At 45.2% G+C, this 18604-nt stretch carries 17 protein-coding genes; 1 reads left to right on the top strand and 16 read right to left on the bottom strand.

Annotated elements, in window-relative coordinates; genetic code table 11:
* Positions 1-13: 13 nt before the first annotated feature.
* Positions 14-3496, bottom strand: a complete 3483-nt coding sequence (dnaE, locus tag A3IE_RS0116720; protein WP_026154998.1) for a DNA polymerase III subunit alpha — start codon at positions 3494-3496, stop codon at positions 14-16.
* A gap of 80 nt (positions 3497-3576) precedes the next feature.
* On the opposite strand from dnaE, the gene A3IE_RS0116715 reads away from it, so the two are divergent.
* Positions 3577-4146 carry a hypothetical protein gene (locus A3IE_RS0116715; protein ID WP_020396776.1) on the top strand — a complete coding sequence of 190 codons (570 nt, stop codon included), beginning with the start codon at positions 3577-3579 and terminating at the stop codon, positions 4144-4146.
* Between the two features lie 91 nt (positions 4147-4237).
* Here the strand turns inward: A3IE_RS0116715 and A3IE_RS0116710 are convergent, their stop codons facing one another.
* The 15 genes from A3IE_RS0116710 to tsf all read right to left on the bottom strand — a co-directional run bounded on the left by A3IE_RS0116710 (position 4238) and on the right by tsf (position 18572).
* Positions 4238-4996, bottom strand: coding sequence for a FliH/SctL family protein (locus tag A3IE_RS0116710; protein WP_020396775.1), 759 nt, complete (start codon positions 4994-4996; stop codon positions 4238-4240).
* A 226-nt stretch (positions 4997-5222) separates the two neighbouring features.
* The gene (gene rnhB, locus A3IE_RS0116705; RefSeq protein WP_020396774.1) at positions 5223-5804 is read right to left on the bottom strand and encodes a ribonuclease HII; all 582 of its coding nucleotides are present in this window, start codon (positions 5802-5804) and stop codon (positions 5223-5225) included.
* The gene (gene lpxB, locus A3IE_RS0116700) at positions 5797-6948 is read right to left on the bottom strand and encodes a lipid-A-disaccharide synthase (protein WP_020396773.1); all 1152 of its coding nucleotides are present in this window, start codon (positions 6946-6948) and stop codon (positions 5797-5799) included. Before lpxB ends, rnhB begins: the two co-directional genes overlap by 8 nt.
* A gap of 8 nt (positions 6949-6956) precedes the next feature.
* Positions 6957-7727 (bottom strand): acyl-ACP--UDP-N-acetylglucosamine O-acyltransferase, encoded by a 771-nt coding sequence (lpxA, locus tag A3IE_RS0116695; RefSeq protein WP_020396772.1) that lies wholly within the window; start codon positions 7725-7727, stop codon positions 6957-6959.
* Positions 7724-8179, bottom strand: coding sequence for a 3-hydroxyacyl-ACP dehydratase FabZ (gene fabZ / locus A3IE_RS0116690; RefSeq protein WP_020396771.1), 456 nt, complete (start codon positions 8177-8179; stop codon positions 7724-7726). Before fabZ ends, lpxA begins: the two co-directional genes overlap by 4 nt.
* A 1-nt stretch (position 8180) precedes the next feature.
* On the bottom strand, positions 8181-9224 hold the full coding sequence (gene lpxD, locus A3IE_RS0116685; RefSeq protein WP_020396770.1) for a UDP-3-O-(3-hydroxymyristoyl)glucosamine N-acyltransferase: 1044 nt from the start codon (positions 9222-9224) through the stop codon (positions 8181-8183).
* Positions 9224-9838 (bottom strand): OmpH/Skp family outer membrane protein, encoded by a 615-nt coding sequence (locus A3IE_RS0116680; RefSeq protein ID WP_020396769.1) that lies wholly within the window; start codon positions 9836-9838, stop codon positions 9224-9226. Before A3IE_RS0116680 ends, lpxD begins: the two co-directional genes overlap by 1 nt.
* Positions 9839-9866: 28 nt before the next feature.
* Positions 9867-12158, bottom strand: a complete 2292-nt coding sequence (gene bamA / locus A3IE_RS0116675) for an outer membrane protein assembly factor BamA (protein WP_020396768.1) — start codon at positions 12156-12158, stop codon at positions 9867-9869.
* Positions 12158-13537, bottom strand: coding sequence for an RIP metalloprotease RseP (rseP, locus tag A3IE_RS0116670; RefSeq protein ID WP_020396767.1), 1380 nt, complete (start codon positions 13535-13537; stop codon positions 12158-12160). Before rseP ends, bamA begins: the two co-directional genes overlap by 1 nt.
* On the bottom strand, positions 13534-14703 hold the full coding sequence (gene ispC, locus A3IE_RS0116665) for a 1-deoxy-D-xylulose-5-phosphate reductoisomerase (RefSeq protein ID WP_020396766.1): 1170 nt from the start codon (positions 14701-14703) through the stop codon (positions 13534-13536). Before ispC ends, rseP begins: the two co-directional genes overlap by 4 nt.
* Entirely contained in the window at positions 14704-15516 is an 813-nt protein-coding gene (locus A3IE_RS0116660; RefSeq protein WP_020396765.1) for a phosphatidate cytidylyltransferase, read from the bottom strand. It abuts the gene before it with no gap.
* Entirely contained in the window at positions 15516-16259 is a 744-nt protein-coding gene (locus tag A3IE_RS0116655) for an undecaprenyl pyrophosphate synthase (RefSeq protein ID WP_020396764.1), read from the bottom strand. The genes A3IE_RS0116660 and A3IE_RS0116655 overlap by 1 nt, the downstream gene beginning before the upstream one ends.
* Before the next feature lie 26 nt (positions 16260-16285).
* Positions 16286-16843 (bottom strand): ribosome recycling factor, encoded by a 558-nt coding sequence (gene frr, locus A3IE_RS0116650; protein ID WP_020396763.1) that lies wholly within the window; start codon positions 16841-16843, stop codon positions 16286-16288.
* A 2-nt stretch (positions 16844-16845) separates the two neighbouring features.
* Positions 16846-17559 carry a UMP kinase gene (gene pyrH / locus A3IE_RS0116645; RefSeq protein WP_020396762.1) on the bottom strand — a complete coding sequence of 238 codons (714 nt, stop codon included), beginning with the start codon at positions 17557-17559 and terminating at the stop codon, positions 16846-16848.
* Positions 17560-17681: 122 nt separating this feature from the next.
* The gene (tsf, locus tag A3IE_RS0116640) at positions 17682-18572 is read right to left on the bottom strand and encodes a translation elongation factor Ts (RefSeq protein WP_020396761.1); all 891 of its coding nucleotides are present in this window, start codon (positions 18570-18572) and stop codon (positions 17682-17684) included.
* Positions 18573-18604 lie beyond the last annotated feature (32 nt).

Below are 18604 nucleotides of genomic sequence, written 5' to 3'. Positions count from 1 at the left end.
CCGATAAATGGTATCAAAATACCATTTGTACCGCATCCTGCCCTAACAATTGCCGTAATTGCTGTAAATTCTGATCATCTAATGGAATATAAAGATTAGCATCTAAGCGCAAATCTGCACGTGCCTGCTCTTGCTCATAGGTAATGACTATCGGATAACGGGGTTCTTCACTACGTAGCAGTAATTGCTGCAACGTCGTTAGGATGTGTATTGGCTCGTGCCGTTTAGTCACGGTTAAATGTAAACGACGTAGATAATGTTCACGCACACTCTGCAAATCGTGAATTTTTTCAATGCGAAAGCGCGAAGAACCCGTGCGCTGGTCAAAAGACACATTACCCTCTAACACAATGACTGCCTCTTTTTCCAATAAATGCCCGTATTGTTCAAATACATCATTGAAAATGAGGACTTCATACTCCCCGACTGAGCGATCTTCTAATTTGATAAAATAGCGTTTGCCACGATCACCGCTTTGTGAGCGAACACTGCCTACCAAGGCCCCCACTAGCACCGTTTCACGTTGATAAGCCTGCCGTCCACTCGGGTTATATTCAACAATATCAATCAAGCGCTTGGGTGTGATGGCTTGTAGCTCACTTTCATAAGCATCAATAGGATGGCCGGTAAGGTATAAACCCAATGTGTCTTTTTCTTGGCGCAAACGCTCGCGCTCAGGCCATTCGGGCAAATCGGGCATCGCTTGCTGGGTTTGCTCAGGGGGCTGAATCGCGCCGCCGAATAAATCCACTTGCCCCACACCCTGATCACGGTGATGCTGCTCAGCCATCTTCAATGCCTCAGGCAAATACTCCAATTTGGCGCGACGCGAACCTGGGAGCGAATCAAAAACGCCCGCTTTAATTAAGGTTTCCAAAACACGGCGTGTGACTTTTTGCGAATGGATACGCTTGCAAACATCCAATAGTGACAGGTATTGCCCATTTTTGCGTTCATTTAATAATACCGAAATGGCCGCTTCCCCTGCCCCTTTTACCGCGCCTAGGCCATAAATCAGATTATTTTTATCGTCAACCGTAAAGTGAAATTCCGATTGATTAATCGCGGGCGGCAGAATTTTTAAACCCAATTGACGGCAATCATCTAATAACATCACCACTTTTTCGGTGTTATCCATATCCGCCGATAATACCGCAGCCATAAAGGCGGCTGGATAATGCGCTTTCAACCATGCGGTTTGGAACGATACCAGCGCATAAGCGGCGGAATGCGATTTATTAAACCCGTAACCCGCAAATTTCTCCATCAAATCAAAAATATAGCCCGCTACATTGGGATCAACACCATTTTTCTCCGAGCCTTCCATAAAAATAGAACGCTGCTTCGCCATTTCCTCTGGCTTTTTCTTGCCCATGGCACGGCGTAACATATCCGCGCCCCCCAAGGTATACCCTGCCAACACCTGAGCAATCTGCATGACCTGCTCTTGGTAGAGAATAACCCCGTAGGTTGGCTTCAAAATTGGCTCTAAGGCTGGGTGCGGATACTCCACCGCAGCACGCCCGTGTTTACGATCAATGAAATCATCAACCATGCCTGACTGCAAAGGGCCAGGACGATACAGCGCCACCAATGCCACAATATCTTCGAATACATCAGGCTGAAGGCGCTTAATCAACTCCTTCATACCGCGTGATTCCAATTGGAAAATCGCCGTGGTTTTTTGCGCTTTCAATAAATCAAACGAGGCTTTGTCTTCTAAATCAATGCGCGCAATATCAATCTCTGGTTGTTTTTTTGCTTTGCGCACTCGATTAATGGTCTTGAGTGCCCAATCGATAATCGTGAGATTGCGCAAACCTAGAAAGTCGAATTTGACTAAACCAACTGCCTCAACATCGTCTTTATCGAATTGCGACACTAAGCCGTCACCGCTTTCTTCACAGTAAATCGGCGTAAAGTCTGTTAAATCCGAAGGAGAAATCAAAACCCCGCCCGCGTGCTTGCCCACATTGCGTGACAAGCCCTCCAAAGCCAGCGCTAAATCTAATAAAGCTTTGACTTCTTCGTCATTGTCATACAGACTTTTCAAATCTTCCGCATCCGTGAGCGCCTTATTTAAGGTCATACCCACTTCAAAAGGAATTAATTTAGCAATCCGATCCACGAAACCGTAAGGATGCCCGAGTACGCGCCCCACATCGCGCACGACTGCCTTAGCAGCCATCGAACCATAAGTAATAATCTGCGAAACTTGATTACGCCCGTAGGTTCGTGCCACATAATCAATCACTTTATCGCGATTATCCATGCAGAAATCGATATCGAAGTCCGGCATGGACACGCGCTCAGGATTTAAGAAGCGCTCGAATAGCAGATCGTAGGCTAATGGATCAAGATCAGTAATTTTTAGGGCATACGCCACCAAAGAACCGGCGCCAGAACCGCGCCCTGGCCCAACCGGAATCCCGTTATCTTTGGCCCATTGAATAAAATCGGCAACAATGAGGAAATAGCCGGGGAAACCCATTTTATTGATAACGTCTAGTTCAATACGCAATCGCTCATCATAAACCTTGCGCTTTTCCTCAAACTCAGGCGTACCACGCGGGTATTTATCGCCTAATAGAAAATCGAGGCGTTCCTCTAAGCCTTCCTGCCCGACCTTACAAAAATACTCGGCTTCGGTTAGACCGTCTGGAATTGGAAATTGTGGTAGATAGTTTTTGCCCAAGGTCAGCGACACATTACAACGCTTCGCAATTTCAACCGTATTTTCAATCGCGCTCGGAATATCAGAAAATAAGCCCACCATTTCTTGCGGGGTGCGCAAATATTGTTGCGAGCTATAGCGCTTGGGGCGTTTTGGATCGGCTAATACATAGCCATCACGAATACAAACGCGTGCCTCATGCGCCTCAAAATCCGACTCAGCAATAAAGCGCACATCATTAGTCGCAACTACAGGCACATCTAACGTGAGCGCCAAGCTAACCGCAGCGTGTATATACTCTTCTTCGCCCGATCGCCCTGTCCGTTGCAGCTCTAAATAATAACGTTCAGGGAAAATTTCTAACCATTTCTCGACTTGCAACGCAGCACGCTGAGTGTGCCCCGCTAAAATGAGCTGTCCTACATCCCCCTCACGCCCACCAGATAAAGCAATTAAGCCCTCACTAAACTCTTCAAGCCACTCACGTTTTAAGCGCACCTCACCTTGATGCTGACCTTGTAAATAACCACGAGAAATTAAGCGAGTAAGATTGCGGTAACCGACATTATTTTGGCAAAGTAAAATAAGGTGAAAGGTTTGCCCACTCTCATCTAAAATCAAGGCATCCATACCAAAAATAGGCTTTAAACCCTGCCCCATTGCCGCTTTATAAAATTTTACTAGGGCAAATAAATTATTAAAGTCGGTCATTGCCACGGCCGCCATCCCCGCTTTCTCGACCGCTTTCATCAAGCCTTTGACGCGAATGGTACTATCGATTAGGGAATATTCAGTGTGAAGGCGTAGGTGAACAAAACTCATGAGCTATTGAATTTCGACTAAACAAAAACTGAATGATACCCTATTCTGACTTGACGGTTTACAGTGAGTTTTCCCTAACCATGCTTAAATTCTTGCCCGGCTTATTACTGATGCAAGCGATTACAGTTGCGATTCTGTTGCTTGCGCCTACTGATCTATCAGGCTGGAGCTGGCTACGTGTATTAATACCGATTGTCATTGTTGCCACTCTGATGGCGTTTTGGTTTGGTGCTTTAGCATCGAATATGCGGCAAACCGAAATACAAAAATTACGTGAAACCCATGCGCGTGAACGTGAGCAAATTCGAGTGAATGCTGAACGTGATAAACATAAAGTGACCAAAGAAGCACATCAAAAAATTGAGCAGGAAATTAAACGTACAACCGCAAAAGCGAATTTTAAAGTAGGGATGGCAGTAGCAGGTTTGGCTGCTGCTGGTGGCTTTTTGCTACTCACTCAATTTATGATCTTGGGTCTATTGATGGTGAGCACCGCAGGCGGAACCTTAGGAGGCTATCTGTTGCGTATTCGCCAAGAAAAAAATAAACAAAACTTAAGTATGAAGGCTCCCCTAGAGGCAAAACCCTCATTGCCTCGAGAACTCAATCCAACACCTAAAAAATTACCCAACAAAAATCCCACTGTTTAAAACAGTGGGATTAAATACTAGCGTTTCACTAGCTTTTACCCGCTAAACCCCAAGCGATTTAGCACAACCATATCTGTCAAAACTGATTCTCTCAAAACTTAGAGACAACTGACTCGTTATTGGCTAACCAAGCCTTCACATCAGCTACATTCACAAGGCCATCGTTGCTCACATCTCCAATGCTATTGGAGAACCAAGAAAAGAAACCAAAATCTTTGCTTTGCGCTAAGGCAAAATCTCTGCCTAGGCCTGCATGTGCAAAACCACGGTGTTGAAAGCCATTATCTAATTTTGCTGCTGCGAAGTTATGACCTAAATGGCGACGATATTTATGACCAACTTGCTTATGGTGAACACCACAGCCACGGCATGAACCGTCTTCCACACCAACGTTATAACCTTCACGGAAACCTTTATCAAAAGCCACACGCTTACCACGGGTACCACGCAAACGCTGAGTGTCACCTGATTCACCTGCTGCTAAACCACGCTCAAAACCGGTGTCAAAACCATCGGTAAAACCGGCATCATAAGCCCCTTTTTTACCACCTGGCAATGCTGCTAAACCTTTTAAGAAACCATCATAACGAGCACTAGGCAAGGCATCATATTTTCTATCTAAATTATAACCACTACACTTTGCTAAACCTTCTAGTTGGCATAATTCGTCTAATAAGTTACTCAATCTGCCAATCATTTCGCGATTTGATAAGCGTGGGTCAACATGGCAGCGATCATTGCAATAATCTCTAAAACCACCTAACTCACGCCCGAAAGGTAAGCAATTTGTTTCGCGCTTTGCTGCTAAGTGAGAAATCGAAGTGAAATTATTACGAACGATATAGGTCATGATTCATCTCCATCGCAATTTATTGTTACAAGACGTTATCGAAACGCCTCAAAAATTAATTAGGCTTTAGCACGAATTAACTCGGCTCTTAATCAGCGATCGGGGTTAGTGTGCGTTGCTGATGGAGGTATTTATAATAAAAACTTATAACTTGAACTACGCGCAACAAGACAAACGAAACATCTGAAAAAACCAGCGGCACTTCTCGAGGATAAACGTTATTTTTTTATGGATAAATGAATTTTTTGATTGGTTTAAAACTCCGCCGATGAATACTTAAGACACCCAAGCGTTCAATGGCAGCTAAATGCGCAGCCGTAGGATAACCTTTATGCTGAGCAAAGCCATACTCAGGGTAGCATTTATCTAGCTCCAATAGCTCGGCATCACGCGCTACTTTTGCTAAAATCGAAGCAGCACTAATGGCTGGAACTAAGGCATCACCACCGACAATGCCCTGTGCTGGGTAGGGCAGCACCGGACAATGTGGTCCATCAATCAAAATTTGCTCTGGTTGAATACTCAAACCTGCAACAGCACGCTGCATCGCTAATAGAGTAGCCTGTAGAATATTGAGTTGGTCAATTTCTGCCACTTCAGCCCGACCTAGACTCCATGCTAAGGCGCGCTCGCGAATAAGTTCTGCTAATTGCTGGCGCTTTCGTTCAGTTAGCTTTTTAGAATCATTTAAACCCTCAATAGGGCGTTCTGGATCTAAAATCACCGCGGCTGTTACCACCGGTCCCGCCAGAGGGCCACGCCCTACTTCGTCAACACCTGCAACTAAGTGTGGTTTCACTTCAAGCATGATTAAAATGGCTCATCAAGGCACGCGCTGCACTAGCACTAGCATCGCGCTTTAATTCGCTGTGTAAGCACTTGAAACGCTGCATAATATAATTACGCCTTGTTTCAGGAAGTTGGAAGAGAGCTTCGAGTTGTTCTGCCAGATAGGCTGGTGTGACTTGCTCTTGCAACACTTCTGGTACTAATGCTTCGCCCGCCAAATTATTCGGTAAAGTCACAAATTTCACCTTCAGCAATTTAAAGCGTCGCAAAATCCACATCGTCAAGCCAGACACTCGATAGGCCGCAACCATTAAGCGCCCACTCAGCATTCCTTCTAAAACTGCAGTGCCGGAAGCCATTAATAGATAATCTGCTGCTTGCATTAATTGGCGCGATTGACCGTTTTGATAAGTAACCAGTAGATCAGGCGCCACTTTGAGACGTTGGGCTTCCAATAAGGCCAAGAGTTTGTCGTTTACCGTGGGAATAATTATCTGTAAGTCAGGGTCTAAATTTTGTAATAATTGTGCGGTTTCAAAAAAAACTTTACCAAGTCGCTCAACCTCACTTCGCCTACTACCCGGTAAAATCGCCAGTAAGGTTTCAAATTCTGGTAAAGCCAATTCACGTCGTGCCGCAACTTTATTGCCATCAAACTGAATTTCATCCGCCAAGGGATGACCAACAAACTCCGCTGCCAGTTCATGGCGCTGATAAAAATCGACTTCAAACGGAAATAAACACAACACCACATCTAATTGTTGGCGCATTTTCTTGACGCGGTAGGCACGCCATGCCCACACCGAAGGACTGACATAATGTGCTGTACGAATACCGACTCGGCGCAATTTACCCGCCAGTGGTAAATTAAAATCCGGTGCATCAACCCCAATAAATAAATCAGGAGGATTGTTATGCCACCGTTTAACTAAAGCACCACGAATTTTTAATAAGCTCGGCAAGTGTTTTAAAACTTCTGCCAACCCCATCACTGAGAGGCGCTCCATGGGAAATAATGATACGCAACCTGCCGCCTGCATCTCTGGGCCAGCAATACCTTCAAACACAAGCTCAGGATTTAAAGCTTTGAGCGCTAGGATTAGACGTGCTGCGAGTAAATCGCCCGAAGTTTCACCGGCAACAATCGCAATGCGTTTCAGCATCCCATCTCCTAACGAATTAAGCCACGCTCAGTATGGCGACAGAAATTAATTAAAGCTTGCGTATCCTTAAACGAGCCATACTGCTGCTCAATCTCAGTCAAGGCTTCTTGCAAAGATAAATGCTGCCGATATAACAAACGGTAAGCGTCGCGGATACGCTGAATGGCTTCAGCACTAAATTGATGGCGGCGTAAACCTTCTGCATTAATACCACGCGGCTCAGCCGGAGCGCCTGTTGCCATCACATACGGCGGTACATCCTTGCCAATCGCGCTTCCCATGCCAGTGAAAGCGTATTCACCAATGACACAAAATTGATGCACTAAGGTAAATCCACCCAAAATAGCAAAATCGCGAATCTCCACATGCCCTGCTAAGGTGGCATTATTAGCAAATACCGTGTTATTGCCCACGATGCAATCATGTGCAATATGGACATAGGCCATAATCCAATTATCATTACCAATAAGGGTTTTGCCTTTATCTTGAATCGTCCCCCGATTAAACGTACAACCTTCACGAATCACATTACGGTCGCCAATAATTAATTCGGTCGGCTCGGCTTTATATTTTTTATCTTGAGGTACTGCACCAATCGAAGCAAAGGGGAAAATCTGATTATCAACACCGATGCGTGTTGGGCCATCAATCACTACGTGTGAAGCAATTTTAGTGCCCCGCCCAATTTTTACTTGAGAACCAATAACAGAATACGCCCCAATCTCAACGCCTGCTTCAATCTCAGCACTCGCATCAATAATCGCACTCGGATGAATCAAGCGGCACCTTCTTGTTTTTTAGCAGCACACATAATTTCTGCACTTGCAGCAATTTGCCCATCCACGGTCGCTTTGGTATCAAATACCCACATAATACCTTTACGTTTTAATAAAGTGGCTTCTAAGACTAATTGATCGCCCGGCTCGACTTGACGTTTAAAACGCGCATTATCAATGGCGACTAACATGTATAAAGTATCTGGTTGTGGCTGAGAGCTAACCGTGCGGAAACCCAATAAACCAGTGGCTTGGGCTAAAGCCTCCAGTATTAATACGCCCGGCATAATGGGCTTATCAGGGAAATGTCCGGTAAAATAAGGCTCATTATGGGTAACATTTTTAATCGCCTTAATATATTTGCCTTCTTCGAGCTCGAGAACACGATCGACTAATAAGAAAGGATAACGGTGCGGTAAGAAATTTTTTATTTCATTAACATTCATTTGCGACATTTTATTCTCCGCTGGGTGCTTTTTGTAAAGCCGCTAATTGTTTCTCTAAACTTGCCACACGTCTAGCCATTTGATCCAGTTGTCGGAAGCGCACGGCATTACGACGCCATAAACCATGTTCCTCTATGGTCGTACCAGAAGAATAAACACCTGCTTCAGGAATGGAGTTAATCACAAAACTGGTTGCAGTAATCGTAACACGATCCGCTACTGTCAAATGCCCTGCAATGGAACACATCCCTGAAATTTGGCAAAACTTGCCAATCTTGGCACTGCCTGCAATACCGGTACAGGCGGCGATCACCGTGTGATCCCCAATCTCAACCCCATGGGCGATATGAATTAAATTGTCGAGTTTCACGCCATGGCCAATGCGCGTCACACCCATTGCCGCTCGGTCAATAGTCGTATTTGCGCCAATCTCAACATCATCCCCTAGACTCACATGACCAATCTGTGGAATTTTATACCAGCCCATACTTTGTGGCACAAAGCCAAAGCCATCTGCCCCCAGTACACAACCCGAATGTAAAATCACCCGCTCGCCAATTTCAGTCTCACTCGCAATCGTAACCTTGGGATGAATAAAGCCATTAGCACCAATCCTTGTATTGCGCCCAATCATACAACCGGCACCAATAACTGTGTCAGCACCAATGTGCACACCCGCCTCCACCACTGCATGTGCACCAATCGAAACATTCTCCCCCAGTTCGACATCACTGGCGACGATGGCACTTGGATGGATACCCATCGCTGGTTTGTGCCGAGGATTCATTAAAGTAACGATCTGCGCATAACTCAAATAAGGATTACGGCTAATTAAACAATGCCCGTGATAATCACTCGCGAGATTAGCAGGCAAAATTAAAGCACTCGCTTGCGATTCATTTAAAAATTTTGCGTATTGCTTATCGCGTACATAGCTAATATCACCGGCCTGCGCCTTATCAATAGCCGCCACCGCCTTAATCAGTATCTGGGGATCGCCGCGCAATTCTGTTTGAGTGGCCTCAGCCAATTCAGCTAGTGTCCATGTTGGCATTATTCCTCCTCTTTAGCGGGCTTAGTTGGTGTAGGACTCGCTGCACTATTCGAAGAGGTATCTTTAACTTGTCCGGCCTCGAACTGCTGTTGCAAATAAGTCAGCACTTCTTGGGTCATATTGACGCGCTGACTAGCGGCCACATAATGACTTTCGCGAAATACAATATCAATATTATCGCGCGCTCTTACCTCTTCCACGGCGCGATCAATTAAATCTTGCACTTTTTGCAAAGAATCATTGCGCGCACTGCTGACTTCCTCACGAAAATCTTCCAATTTGCGTAAATAATCACGCTGCTTAGTACGCAATTCGCGTTCACGTTGGAGAAATTCCGTGGCAGGTGTTGTTTCACGTTCGACTTGTAAGGCCTGAAGTGAATTATCTAATTGCAACTTTTCTTGGGCTAATTCGGATTCGCGCTTAGAAAATAATGCCTCTAAGCGCTTAGTCTCTGTGAGCGATTGGGGTGCTTCATTTAAGAGTTGACCTAAATTCACCACCGCTAAACGATAGGCGGGTTCAGTGGAGCTAGCGGTTTCGGCATACGCTAACACTGCCCAAACCATGAACAGGATACTGACCAAACTCAAACAACTACGTTGCTTTAGCACCTTATAGCCCTATTCCTAATGGATGATTCTAGAACGAAGCACCGATACTAAACTGCAAACTTTGCTCGTCGTCGCCATCTTTGGCATTCAAAGGCTTAGCATAGCTCAACTCTAGCGGACCAAATGGGGATAGCCATACCGCGCCCACACCTACCGAAGTACGAATTTCACCAGAATCAAAGTCACCCGATTTATCATAGACATTACCCGCGTCCACAAAGGCACTCATCTTGACGCTTTTCACATCCCGCGCTAAAGGCATAGGGAATTGTACTTCTGCCTTACCAACCACCAATAAATCGCCACCCATCGGATCGCCCTTGGAGTCTTTAGGCCCTAAACTATTTTGGTCATAGCCGCGCACGGTACGAATACCACCCGCCATATATTTTTCGAAAAACGGCAAACCATCTAAATCGCCACTACCGGTTCCACCCGCGACACGCGCTTTGAGACCCAAGGTATAATCTTCATTAAGCGCTTTATAATAAGCACCGTCATAGCTGATCTTTTGATATTGCAAATCACTGCCCGGCGCTGCGCCTTGGATAGCAATACGATGCCGCTGCCCTTCCGTCGGGAAAATACTGCGGTTACGAGTGTCATGTACATAACTGAGCGTTACAGGAAGTTGCTTATAGGTATCACCATGTTTCGCAAGAAAGTCCGTGATATGGGTGGCAGCATCCTTACCAGGCACAATCTCACGTTGCTCAAAACCCACATTAAAACTGAAAGAATCATGCTCGCTAATCGGGAAGGTATAATTAATCGAAGCGCCTAGTTTATTAGAAGCATAATCGGAAATATCCTCTTTAGCCGCATCGTATTTATTGTAATAAATACTCATGCCACGGCTGACCCCGTCTGCGGTGTAATAAGGGTTAGTATAAGAAATTTCCAAGTTACGATTCGCTTTACTGGTATCAATATCCAAGCCAACTTTCTTACCTGTACCCATAAAGTTGTCTTGATTGATACTCAAATTCGCCAATACGCCTTGTGACTGTGAATAACCGGCACCAACCTGAAAATTATTTGCAGAGCGCTCGGATACAACAATATTCAAATCAACCTGATCCGCCGTTCCCGCCACAGGCTCAGTGGTAATTTGTACATCTTCCACATAAGGCAGACGCTGCAAACGAATCTTAGAGCGCTCAACTTGCTCAGCTGAGAACCAAGAGCTTTCTAATTGGCGCATCTCACGACGATAAACTTCATCGCGTGTACGATTATTACCGCGAATATTAATTCGGCGCACATAAGTCCGCTTACCAGTTTGCAGAATCAAATTAATTCCAATGGTTTTATTAGCCTGATCCACGTCCGGCGTCGCGCCTACTTTGGCAAAGGCATAACCTTCTTTTCCGATTAACTTACCAAGGTTCTTACGCGTTTCCTCTAATTTCTTTTGCGAGAAAACCGCACCCTCTTGCAACGTAACCGCTTGATTAATTTGGTCTTGTGACAAATTCGCATCGCCTGTCACTGTCACGCGCCCAATGCGGTATTGGTCACCCTCATGTACATTAATGGTGATATAAACACCTTTCTTATCCGGTGTTAACTTCACATCATTCGATACAATTTCGAAATTCAAATAACCGCGATCTCGGTAATAAGAAGTCAATACATCTAAATCGCCCGCTAATTTTTCTTTAGCATATTGATCACGTGTACTTAAAAATGGCAACGATAATAGACCACGCGTCCCTGACTCCAGTTGCTTTAATAACACCGACTCTGGAAATGCCTTATTACCAATAATTTTGACCTCTTGAATTTTAGCAATGGCACCTTCACTAATTTTGATTGCAATGCGTACCCGTTTATTGGCCAGTGGTTGAATCTCGGTATTAATCACAACGCCATAGTTACCTTGTGATAAATACTGAGCCTCTAATTCACGTTGAACTTTGTTCAGGGCCGCTTTGTCTAGGGTATCACCCTTTCCAATTCCTGCTGCTTTTAAGCCTTGTAATAATTGCTCGGTTTTGATTTTAGTATTGCCTGTCACAGTAATATCGCCAATGGCTGGGCGCTCTACGACAGAAATCACTAATACATCATCACTGCGCGTGAGTTTGACATCTTCAAATAAGCCAGTTTGGAATAAAGAACGAATAAGCTCGCCCGACTGTGCCTCATCAAAAGGCTGTCCAGCTCGAACAGGCAAATAACTTAATACGGTTTTAGCAGCAACACGATCCAGACCCTGCATCTGAATATCGCGTACTATAAAGGCTTCTGCCCACGCCCATGATGAAAATACCAACAAACTGCTGGCAATAGCGAAAGAAATTGATTGTTTTTTCATTAGTTTAATAACCGCATAAAGTCGTTATATAACGCCAAAACCATGACGCCAGCCACTACTGCCATACCAAAACGCAAGCCAAATTCTTCAAATTTTTCTGAAACTGGGCTGCCTTTGACGAGTTCAATCAGGTAATACAATAAATGCCCACCATCTAACATAGGGATAGGAAGCAAGTTCAAAACACCAAGGCTGATACTGACAATGGCTAAAAAGCCTAGATAATAAGGCAAACCAGCTTGTGCGGTCTCGCCTGAAAATTTAGCAATCGTAATGGGACCGCTAATATTTTGAAGTGAAACTTCGCCGGTAAACATGCGTCCCATCAACTTCAAAGTGACTAAAGACATTTGCCACGTCTTTTTGAAACCCTGCACGATCGAGTCAATCGGCCCGTAGTGTTGGGTAAATTGCAATTGCTTTAAAGTCGCCTCAGGAATCGTTTCACCTACCCCAGCGCCAATCTGCCCGACTTCTTGTTGATTGTCTAAAACCTTTTTAGCCGGAGTAATGTTGACCTGAATAGTATCTTCATGACGACGTAACTTTAGCTCTAAGGTTTTATTCGGACTTTTTTGAATCATCTCGACAAAAGCCTGAGCGGAACTAGGCTTCTCACCATCAACCGCTAAAACAATATCACCCAGTTTTAAACCCGCTTGCGCTGCGGGTGAGTTGGGCAAAGTTTCGCCCAAACGCACCTCTTTCTCAGGTACCCAAAACTCCAAGCCAGATTTATTTAAAAAATCACCTTGATCTTTTAATAAAGCTTGACCACTTAAATCCAAGCTACGCATAGCAGGGGAACCTTGTTGGGTTTCTACCCCCAGCGCCAAAACAGGGGACTTCAAATATTCTTCCAACAACGTCATCCGTGCATCTTCCCATGAATCAACAGGGATTTGATTCACGGAAACAATGCGATCACCTGCTTTAATACCTGCTAAAGCCGCTGGCGAATTATTTGCAGCGCTCACAAAAGGTTTCATCGCGGGATTACCCACGACACTAAAAATCATAAAATAAATAAAAATGGCTAATAGGAAATTGGCTGATGGCCCAGCAATCACGATAGCCATCCGTTTCCACACGGACTGGGTATTAAACGCCAAGTGCCTTTCAGCAGGATCGACCTGGCCTTCACGCTCATCCAGCATTTTGACATAGCCACCAAAAGGCAAAGCGGCGATTACATATTCAGTTTCATCTTTGCCTATACGCCGCCATAAAGGCTTGCCAAACCCAATCGAATAACGCAAGACCTTCACACCTAGCTTGCGCGCCACCCAAAAATGACCGAATTCATGAATAGCAACTAATACACCGATGGTGACTAAGAATGCCGGTAAGATAATGAGTAGATTAGAAATATTCATCATAATTTTTTATTTTTTACCCAAGATAATGCCGTTTGTCGACTTGCCTCATCCTGAATAAGTATAGCCTCTAACTGATTAGGAGTTCCTGATGGAGCACATTGCACCACAGATTCAACCAAACGTGGAATATCCATGAAACCAATATTACGTTTTAGAAAGGCTTGCACCGCTATTTCATTCGCGGCATTTAAGGCAATGGTAGCAAAACCACCCGCCGCATGAGCTTCAAAGGCCAAACGTAAACAAGGAAAGCGTATCAGATCAGGCTTTTCGAAGTCGAGTCGCGCCGTTGCAAACAAATCCAAAGGCTTAACACCAGAGTCCAAACGCTCTGGCCACCCCAAGGCATACGCAATCGGTGTACGCATATCTGGATTGCCCAATTGGGCTAAGACCGAACCATCATTATAAGCGACCATAGAGTGAATAGTGCTTTGTGGATGCACCACGACCTCGACCTGATCGACAGACACCCCAAATAACCAACAAGCCTCGATAACTTCTAGGCCTTTATTCATTAGGCTAGCTGAATCAACGGAAATCTTCTGCCCCATAGACCAATTAGGGTGGGCAACCGCTTGTTCAGGCGTCACTTGCTCCAAGGTCGCTAAAGGCGACTGGCGAAACGGGCCGCCAGATGCGGTTAACCACAGCTTTTCAACACCTTGTTTACCGTAGGACGGCAGGCACTGAAAAATGGCATTATGCTCGCTATCAATAGGCAATAACTCAGCACCATATTCATGCACTGCATCCATAAACAGCTTGCCCGACATGACCAGCGCTTCTTTATTGGCGAGCAGGACACGCTTGCCAGCACGCGCTGCTGCCAGACTCGGTACTAAACCCGCAGCACCGACAATCGCCGCCATCACATAATCAACCTCCGGATGCTCAGCGACTTGCACTAAAGCATCTGAACCTTGCAACACTTCGGTCGTACTAGCACTCGCTTTTAATTGCTGAGCTAGTTGCTGTGCCGCCATGTCATCGACTAGCACCGCATAGCGTGGATTAAATTGCTGACATTGGCGGAAAATAATCTCAACACTACGCTGCGCCGCCAAAGCAAAAACTTGGAAACGCTCCGGATGACGCGCAACGACATCTAAGGTACTAAGACCAATACTCCCCGTTGAACCAAGAATAGTGAGTTGCTTGGTCATTTACGCACCTGCTGCTCCCATGAGCACGAGTCCCAAAGTCAAAATGGGTGCAGCCGCCAATAGACTGTCAATCCGATCTAAAATGCCACCATGTCCCGGCAAAATTCTACCGCTATCCTTAACGCCTGCTTGGCGCTTCATCATACTTTCGAACAAATCACCGGCCACCGAAATAGCCACTGCCAAGAGAGAAAATAGCATCCACAATAAACCTTGACCAAAACCTAAATGCTGAAACCAAAAACCAATATAGGCCCAGATGAAGGTAAGGATTAAAGCACCTGACATACCCTCACGCGTTTTCCCTGGGCTCAATTCTGGCGCTAATTTAATCGAGCCCAATTTCTTTCCAGTGAAATAAGCGCCAATATCCGCAAAGGCAATTAAACTGATTAGATAAAACACATCACCATAATGCAGATCATGCAATTTCGCTAAACTATACCAAGCAGGCAAGAGCACTAAAAAGCCGAGTATTTTGAAAAAATGGGGATTATCCTGATAGTAAGTCGTGGTTTGACGATAATGGAACAAGTGATATAACAAAACTGACCAAACAATAACGCCTAAAGAACCAATCAACCACACAGGCGGTTGAAGAAACCACATCGCTTCCGCTAAAAGCAAGCCCAAACCCAAACCGATCCACCGCTCAGCTTCGGAAGCTTGTGCTAATTTTCCCCATTCCCATCCCCCTAATAAGATAATAATGACCAGTGAGACGTGGGCAAACCAAAAGCTATTGAGAAAATAAATACCAAGCGTAACCAACAAAGCTAAAATCACACCCGTTATGACACGCTGCTTAAGCATCAGGAACCTGCGCTGGTTTGTAATTGATCGTCAGTCATGCCAAAACGCCGCTGACGCTTAGCATATTCATTAAAGGCTTCTTGCAAGGCTTGTTCATCAAACTCAGGCCAAAGCTTATTGGAAAAATAAAATTCGGTATAGGCCAATTGCCATAATAAGAAATTGCTGATGCGTTGTTCGCCGCCGGTACGAATAAATAAATCTGGTTCAGGGTAAGCGGCGGTGGAAAGATACTGCGTAAACGTGGTTTCGCTGATCTGCTCAGGATTTAAGGTATTCTGTTGTACTGCTAAACACATCTGTTGTGTCGCTTGTACAATATCCCAGCGCCCACCATAATTTGCTGCCACTAATAGCTGCAAACCAGTACAGTGTTGGGTTTGTTGTTCAACAGAATAGATTTTATCTTGCAAAGCAGGAGAGAAAGCTGAGCGATCACCAATAAAATTTAAGCGGACTTGATTGCGAATTAAGCCCTCCGCTTCCCGTTCTAATGCCGTCATGAAAAGCGACATTAAACCGCTCACCTCGTCGGCTGGACGACGCCAGTTTTCACTACTAAAGGCAAATAAGGTCAAACACTTAACGCCAGCTTTACTGCACGCTTTAATCACTTTGCGTGCAGCTTCAACACCACGATGGTGTCCCACTAAGCGCGGCAAGAAACGCGCTTTTGCCCAACGACCGTTGCCATCCATTACCACAGCAACATGCTTAGGCAGGTTACTTTGATCGCTGTCCATCGCTTTGCCCTTGAACTCTGAAGCGTTTAAATCGCCATTAAGTCTTTTTCTTTCTTCTCGAAAATGACTTCGACTTCTTTAATATATTTATCTGTTAATTTTTGCACACTTTCTTCCGAACGGCGCAGTTCATCTTCAGAAATTTTCTTATCTTTTTCTAAAGTTTTTAGTTCAGCATTCGCATCCCGGCGAATATTACGAATTGCAACCCTTGCGCCTTCTGCCTCATTCTTGACGACTTTGACCAAGTCACGACGACGCTCTTCCGTTAAAGCCGGAACCGGTACACGAATGACATTCCCCGCCGCCGCTGGATTTAAGCCTAAGTCTGATTTCAAAATCGCTTTTTCAATGGCTTGCACCATAGGCTTTTCCCACGGTGTAATATTCAAAGTACGGGCATCTTCTGCGCTAATATTAGCGACTTGGCTTAAGGGAACGTCGGAGCCGTAATAGTCGACGGTAATATGATCCAATAAACTAGGATGCGCGCGGCCAGTACGAATTTTTGTGAGTTCATGACGCAGTGAATCGAGACTTTTCTGCATCCGCTGTTCGGACTGACTTAGTATGTCTTTAACCATGTTTACATCTCCACCAAAGTGCCAACTGGCTCGCCACGCACAATCGCGTGCAACGCACCACTGGCAAACATATCAAATACCCGTAATGGCAATTTATTGTCGCGACACATCACCATCGCGGTTAAATCCATAACACCCAACTGTTTAGCAATCGCCTCATCAAAGCCTAAGCGCTCATAACGGGTTGCTTTGGGATCTTTCTTGGGGTCTGCTGTATAAATGCCATCGACTTTTGTAGCTTTTAATAATAAATCGGTTTGTAGCTCCACCGCACGTAAACTAGCAGCGGTATCGGTAGTAAAAAAAGGATTTCCTGTTCCACCGGCACAAATCACTACACGCCCTGCTTCTAATAACTGGCGGGCGTGATGCGCTGAATAAACCTCACCAATCGGTTGCATGGGGGTTGAAGTCATCACCGTGCAAGCACCGCCTAATTGCTCCAGCATATCCTGCATCGCCAAAGCATTCATCACGGTCGCTAGCATTCCCATTTGATCGCCACGTACCCGATCCATACCGGCTGCGGACAATGCTGCCCCACGAAATAAATTACCGCCGCCAATCACGAGAGCGACTTGTATACCACTGCCTTGTACCTCAAGCACCTCAGACGCCACTCGTTTTAGAATGGCAGGATCAATGCCTGAGTCTTGATCACCCATGAGCGCTTCGCCGCTGAGTTTTAATAAAATCCGACGCACGGCATTAGCCATAACCCTGATCTCCTGCACAACCACAATGACATTATTAAAGTATTAAAGTGAGCTACTTTATACAGATGAAACGAAAAAGGGGCAACACTGTGCCCCTTGTTCTTTTACAAAATGCGAAGGAATTAACCGCCAGCTTGCTTTGCTTGGGCTGCCACTTCTTCAGCAAAATTTTCTTGTTTCTTTTCAATACCCTCACCCGCTTCAAAACGCACGAAGCTAGTAACCGCTGCCCCTTTATTTTTCAATAATTGAGCCACTGTAACGGCGGGGTCTTTAACGAAGGCTTGACCTAATAAAGTCAATTCCGCCAAGAACTTACGCATTTTGCCTTCGAGCATTTTCTCGGCGATTTCGCGTGACTTACCGCTTTGCATAACGATATCTAATTGCACATCACGCTCACGCGCCACACGGTCTGCTGGCACACTAGACTCATCCAAACCTGCTGGATTATTAGCTGCGACGTGCATAGCTAAGTCTTTACCCATTTCAGCGTCTGAGCCAGTATAAACCAGTGCTACACCAATTTTGTTATTGCTGTGGATATAAGTTGCAATGGAGCCTGCACCTGCATCAACCACTTGCGCACGACGCACCTGAATGTTCTCACCGATTTTAGCAACTAAACCAGCACGCGCCTCTTCAACCGTTTGACCACTCGCTAATTTTACATTCGCTAATGCAGCCGCATCCGTTGTACCGCTCGCTAATACCGCATCAGCGACTGACTCAGCGAAGTCGACAAAGTTTGAGTCTTTCGCAACGAAATCGGTTTCACTGTTGACTTCAACTAAGGCCGCTTTCTTTTGGTCGGCACTTAATTTAATAACCACACGGCCTTCGGCAGCGATACGACCTGATTTCTTCTCAGCCTTTAATGCGCCTGATTTGCGCATTAAATCAATGGCAGCTTCCATATCACCATTGGTTTCGGTTAAGGCTTTTTTGCAATCCATCATGCCTGCGCCAGTACGCTCACGCAGTTCTTGTACCATTTTGGCGGTAATTGCCATAATCTTTTACTCCTAAATCTAATCTGTTAACT

The sequence above is a fragment of the Thiolinea disciformis DSM 14473 genome (genome assembly GCF_000371925.1).
In the GTDB taxonomy this organism is placed as follows: domain Bacteria; phylum Pseudomonadota; class Gammaproteobacteria; order Thiotrichales; family Thiotrichaceae; genus Thiolinea; species Thiolinea disciformis.
This window is presented reverse-complemented; position numbering and strand designations above follow the sequence as displayed.

Bases quoted from the DNA above. Each gene is read 5' to 3' on its own strand.
- rseP (WP_020396767.1), bottom strand. From the start codon at position 13,537: ATGATGAATATTTCTAATCTACTCATTATCTTACCGGCATTCTTAGTC.
- frr (WP_020396763.1), bottom strand. From the start codon at position 16,843: ATGGTTAAAGACATACTAAGTCAGTCCGAACAGCGGATGCAGAAAAGT.
- lpxB (WP_020396773.1), bottom strand. From the start codon at position 6,948: ATGCTGAAACGCATTGCGATTGTTGCCGGTGAAACTTCGGGCGATTTA.
- ispC (WP_020396766.1), bottom strand. From the start codon at position 14,703: ATGACCAAGCAACTCACTATTCTTGGTTCAACGGGGAGTATTGGTCTT.
- A3IE_RS0116655 (WP_020396764.1), bottom strand. From the start codon at position 16,259: ATGGACAGCGATCAAAGTAACCTGCCTAAGCATGTTGCTGTGGTAATG.
- rnhB (WP_020396774.1), bottom strand. From the start codon at position 5,804: ATGCTTGAAGTGAAACCACACTTAGTTGCAGGTGTTGACGAAGTAGGG.
- tsf (WP_020396761.1), bottom strand. From the start codon at position 18,572: ATGGCAATTACCGCCAAAATGGTACAAGAACTGCGTGAGCGTACTGGC.
- pyrH (WP_020396762.1), bottom strand. From the start codon at position 17,559: ATGGCTAATGCCGTGCGTCGGATTTTATTAAAACTCAGCGGCGAAGCG.
- dnaE (WP_026154998.1), bottom strand. From the start codon at position 3,496: ATGAGTTTTGTTCACCTACGCCTTCACACTGAATATTCCCTAATCGAT.
- A3IE_RS0116715 (WP_020396776.1), top strand. From the start codon at position 3,577: ATGCTTAAATTCTTGCCCGGCTTATTACTGATGCAAGCGATTACAGTT.
- bamA (WP_020396768.1), bottom strand. From the start codon at position 12,158: ATGAAAAAACAATCAATTTCTTTCGCTATTGCCAGCAGTTTGTTGGTA.
- fabZ (WP_020396771.1), bottom strand. From the start codon at position 8,179: ATGTCGCAAATGAATGTTAATGAAATAAAAAATTTCTTACCGCACCGT.
- A3IE_RS0116710 (WP_020396775.1), bottom strand. From the start codon at position 4,996: ATGACCTATATCGTTCGTAATAATTTCACTTCGATTTCTCACTTAGCA.
- A3IE_RS0116660 (WP_020396765.1), bottom strand. From the start codon at position 15,516: ATGCTTAAGCAGCGTGTCATAACGGGTGTGATTTTAGCTTTGTTGGTT.
- lpxD (WP_020396770.1), bottom strand. From the start codon at position 9,224: ATGCCAACATGGACACTAGCTGAATTGGCTGAGGCCACTCAAACAGAA.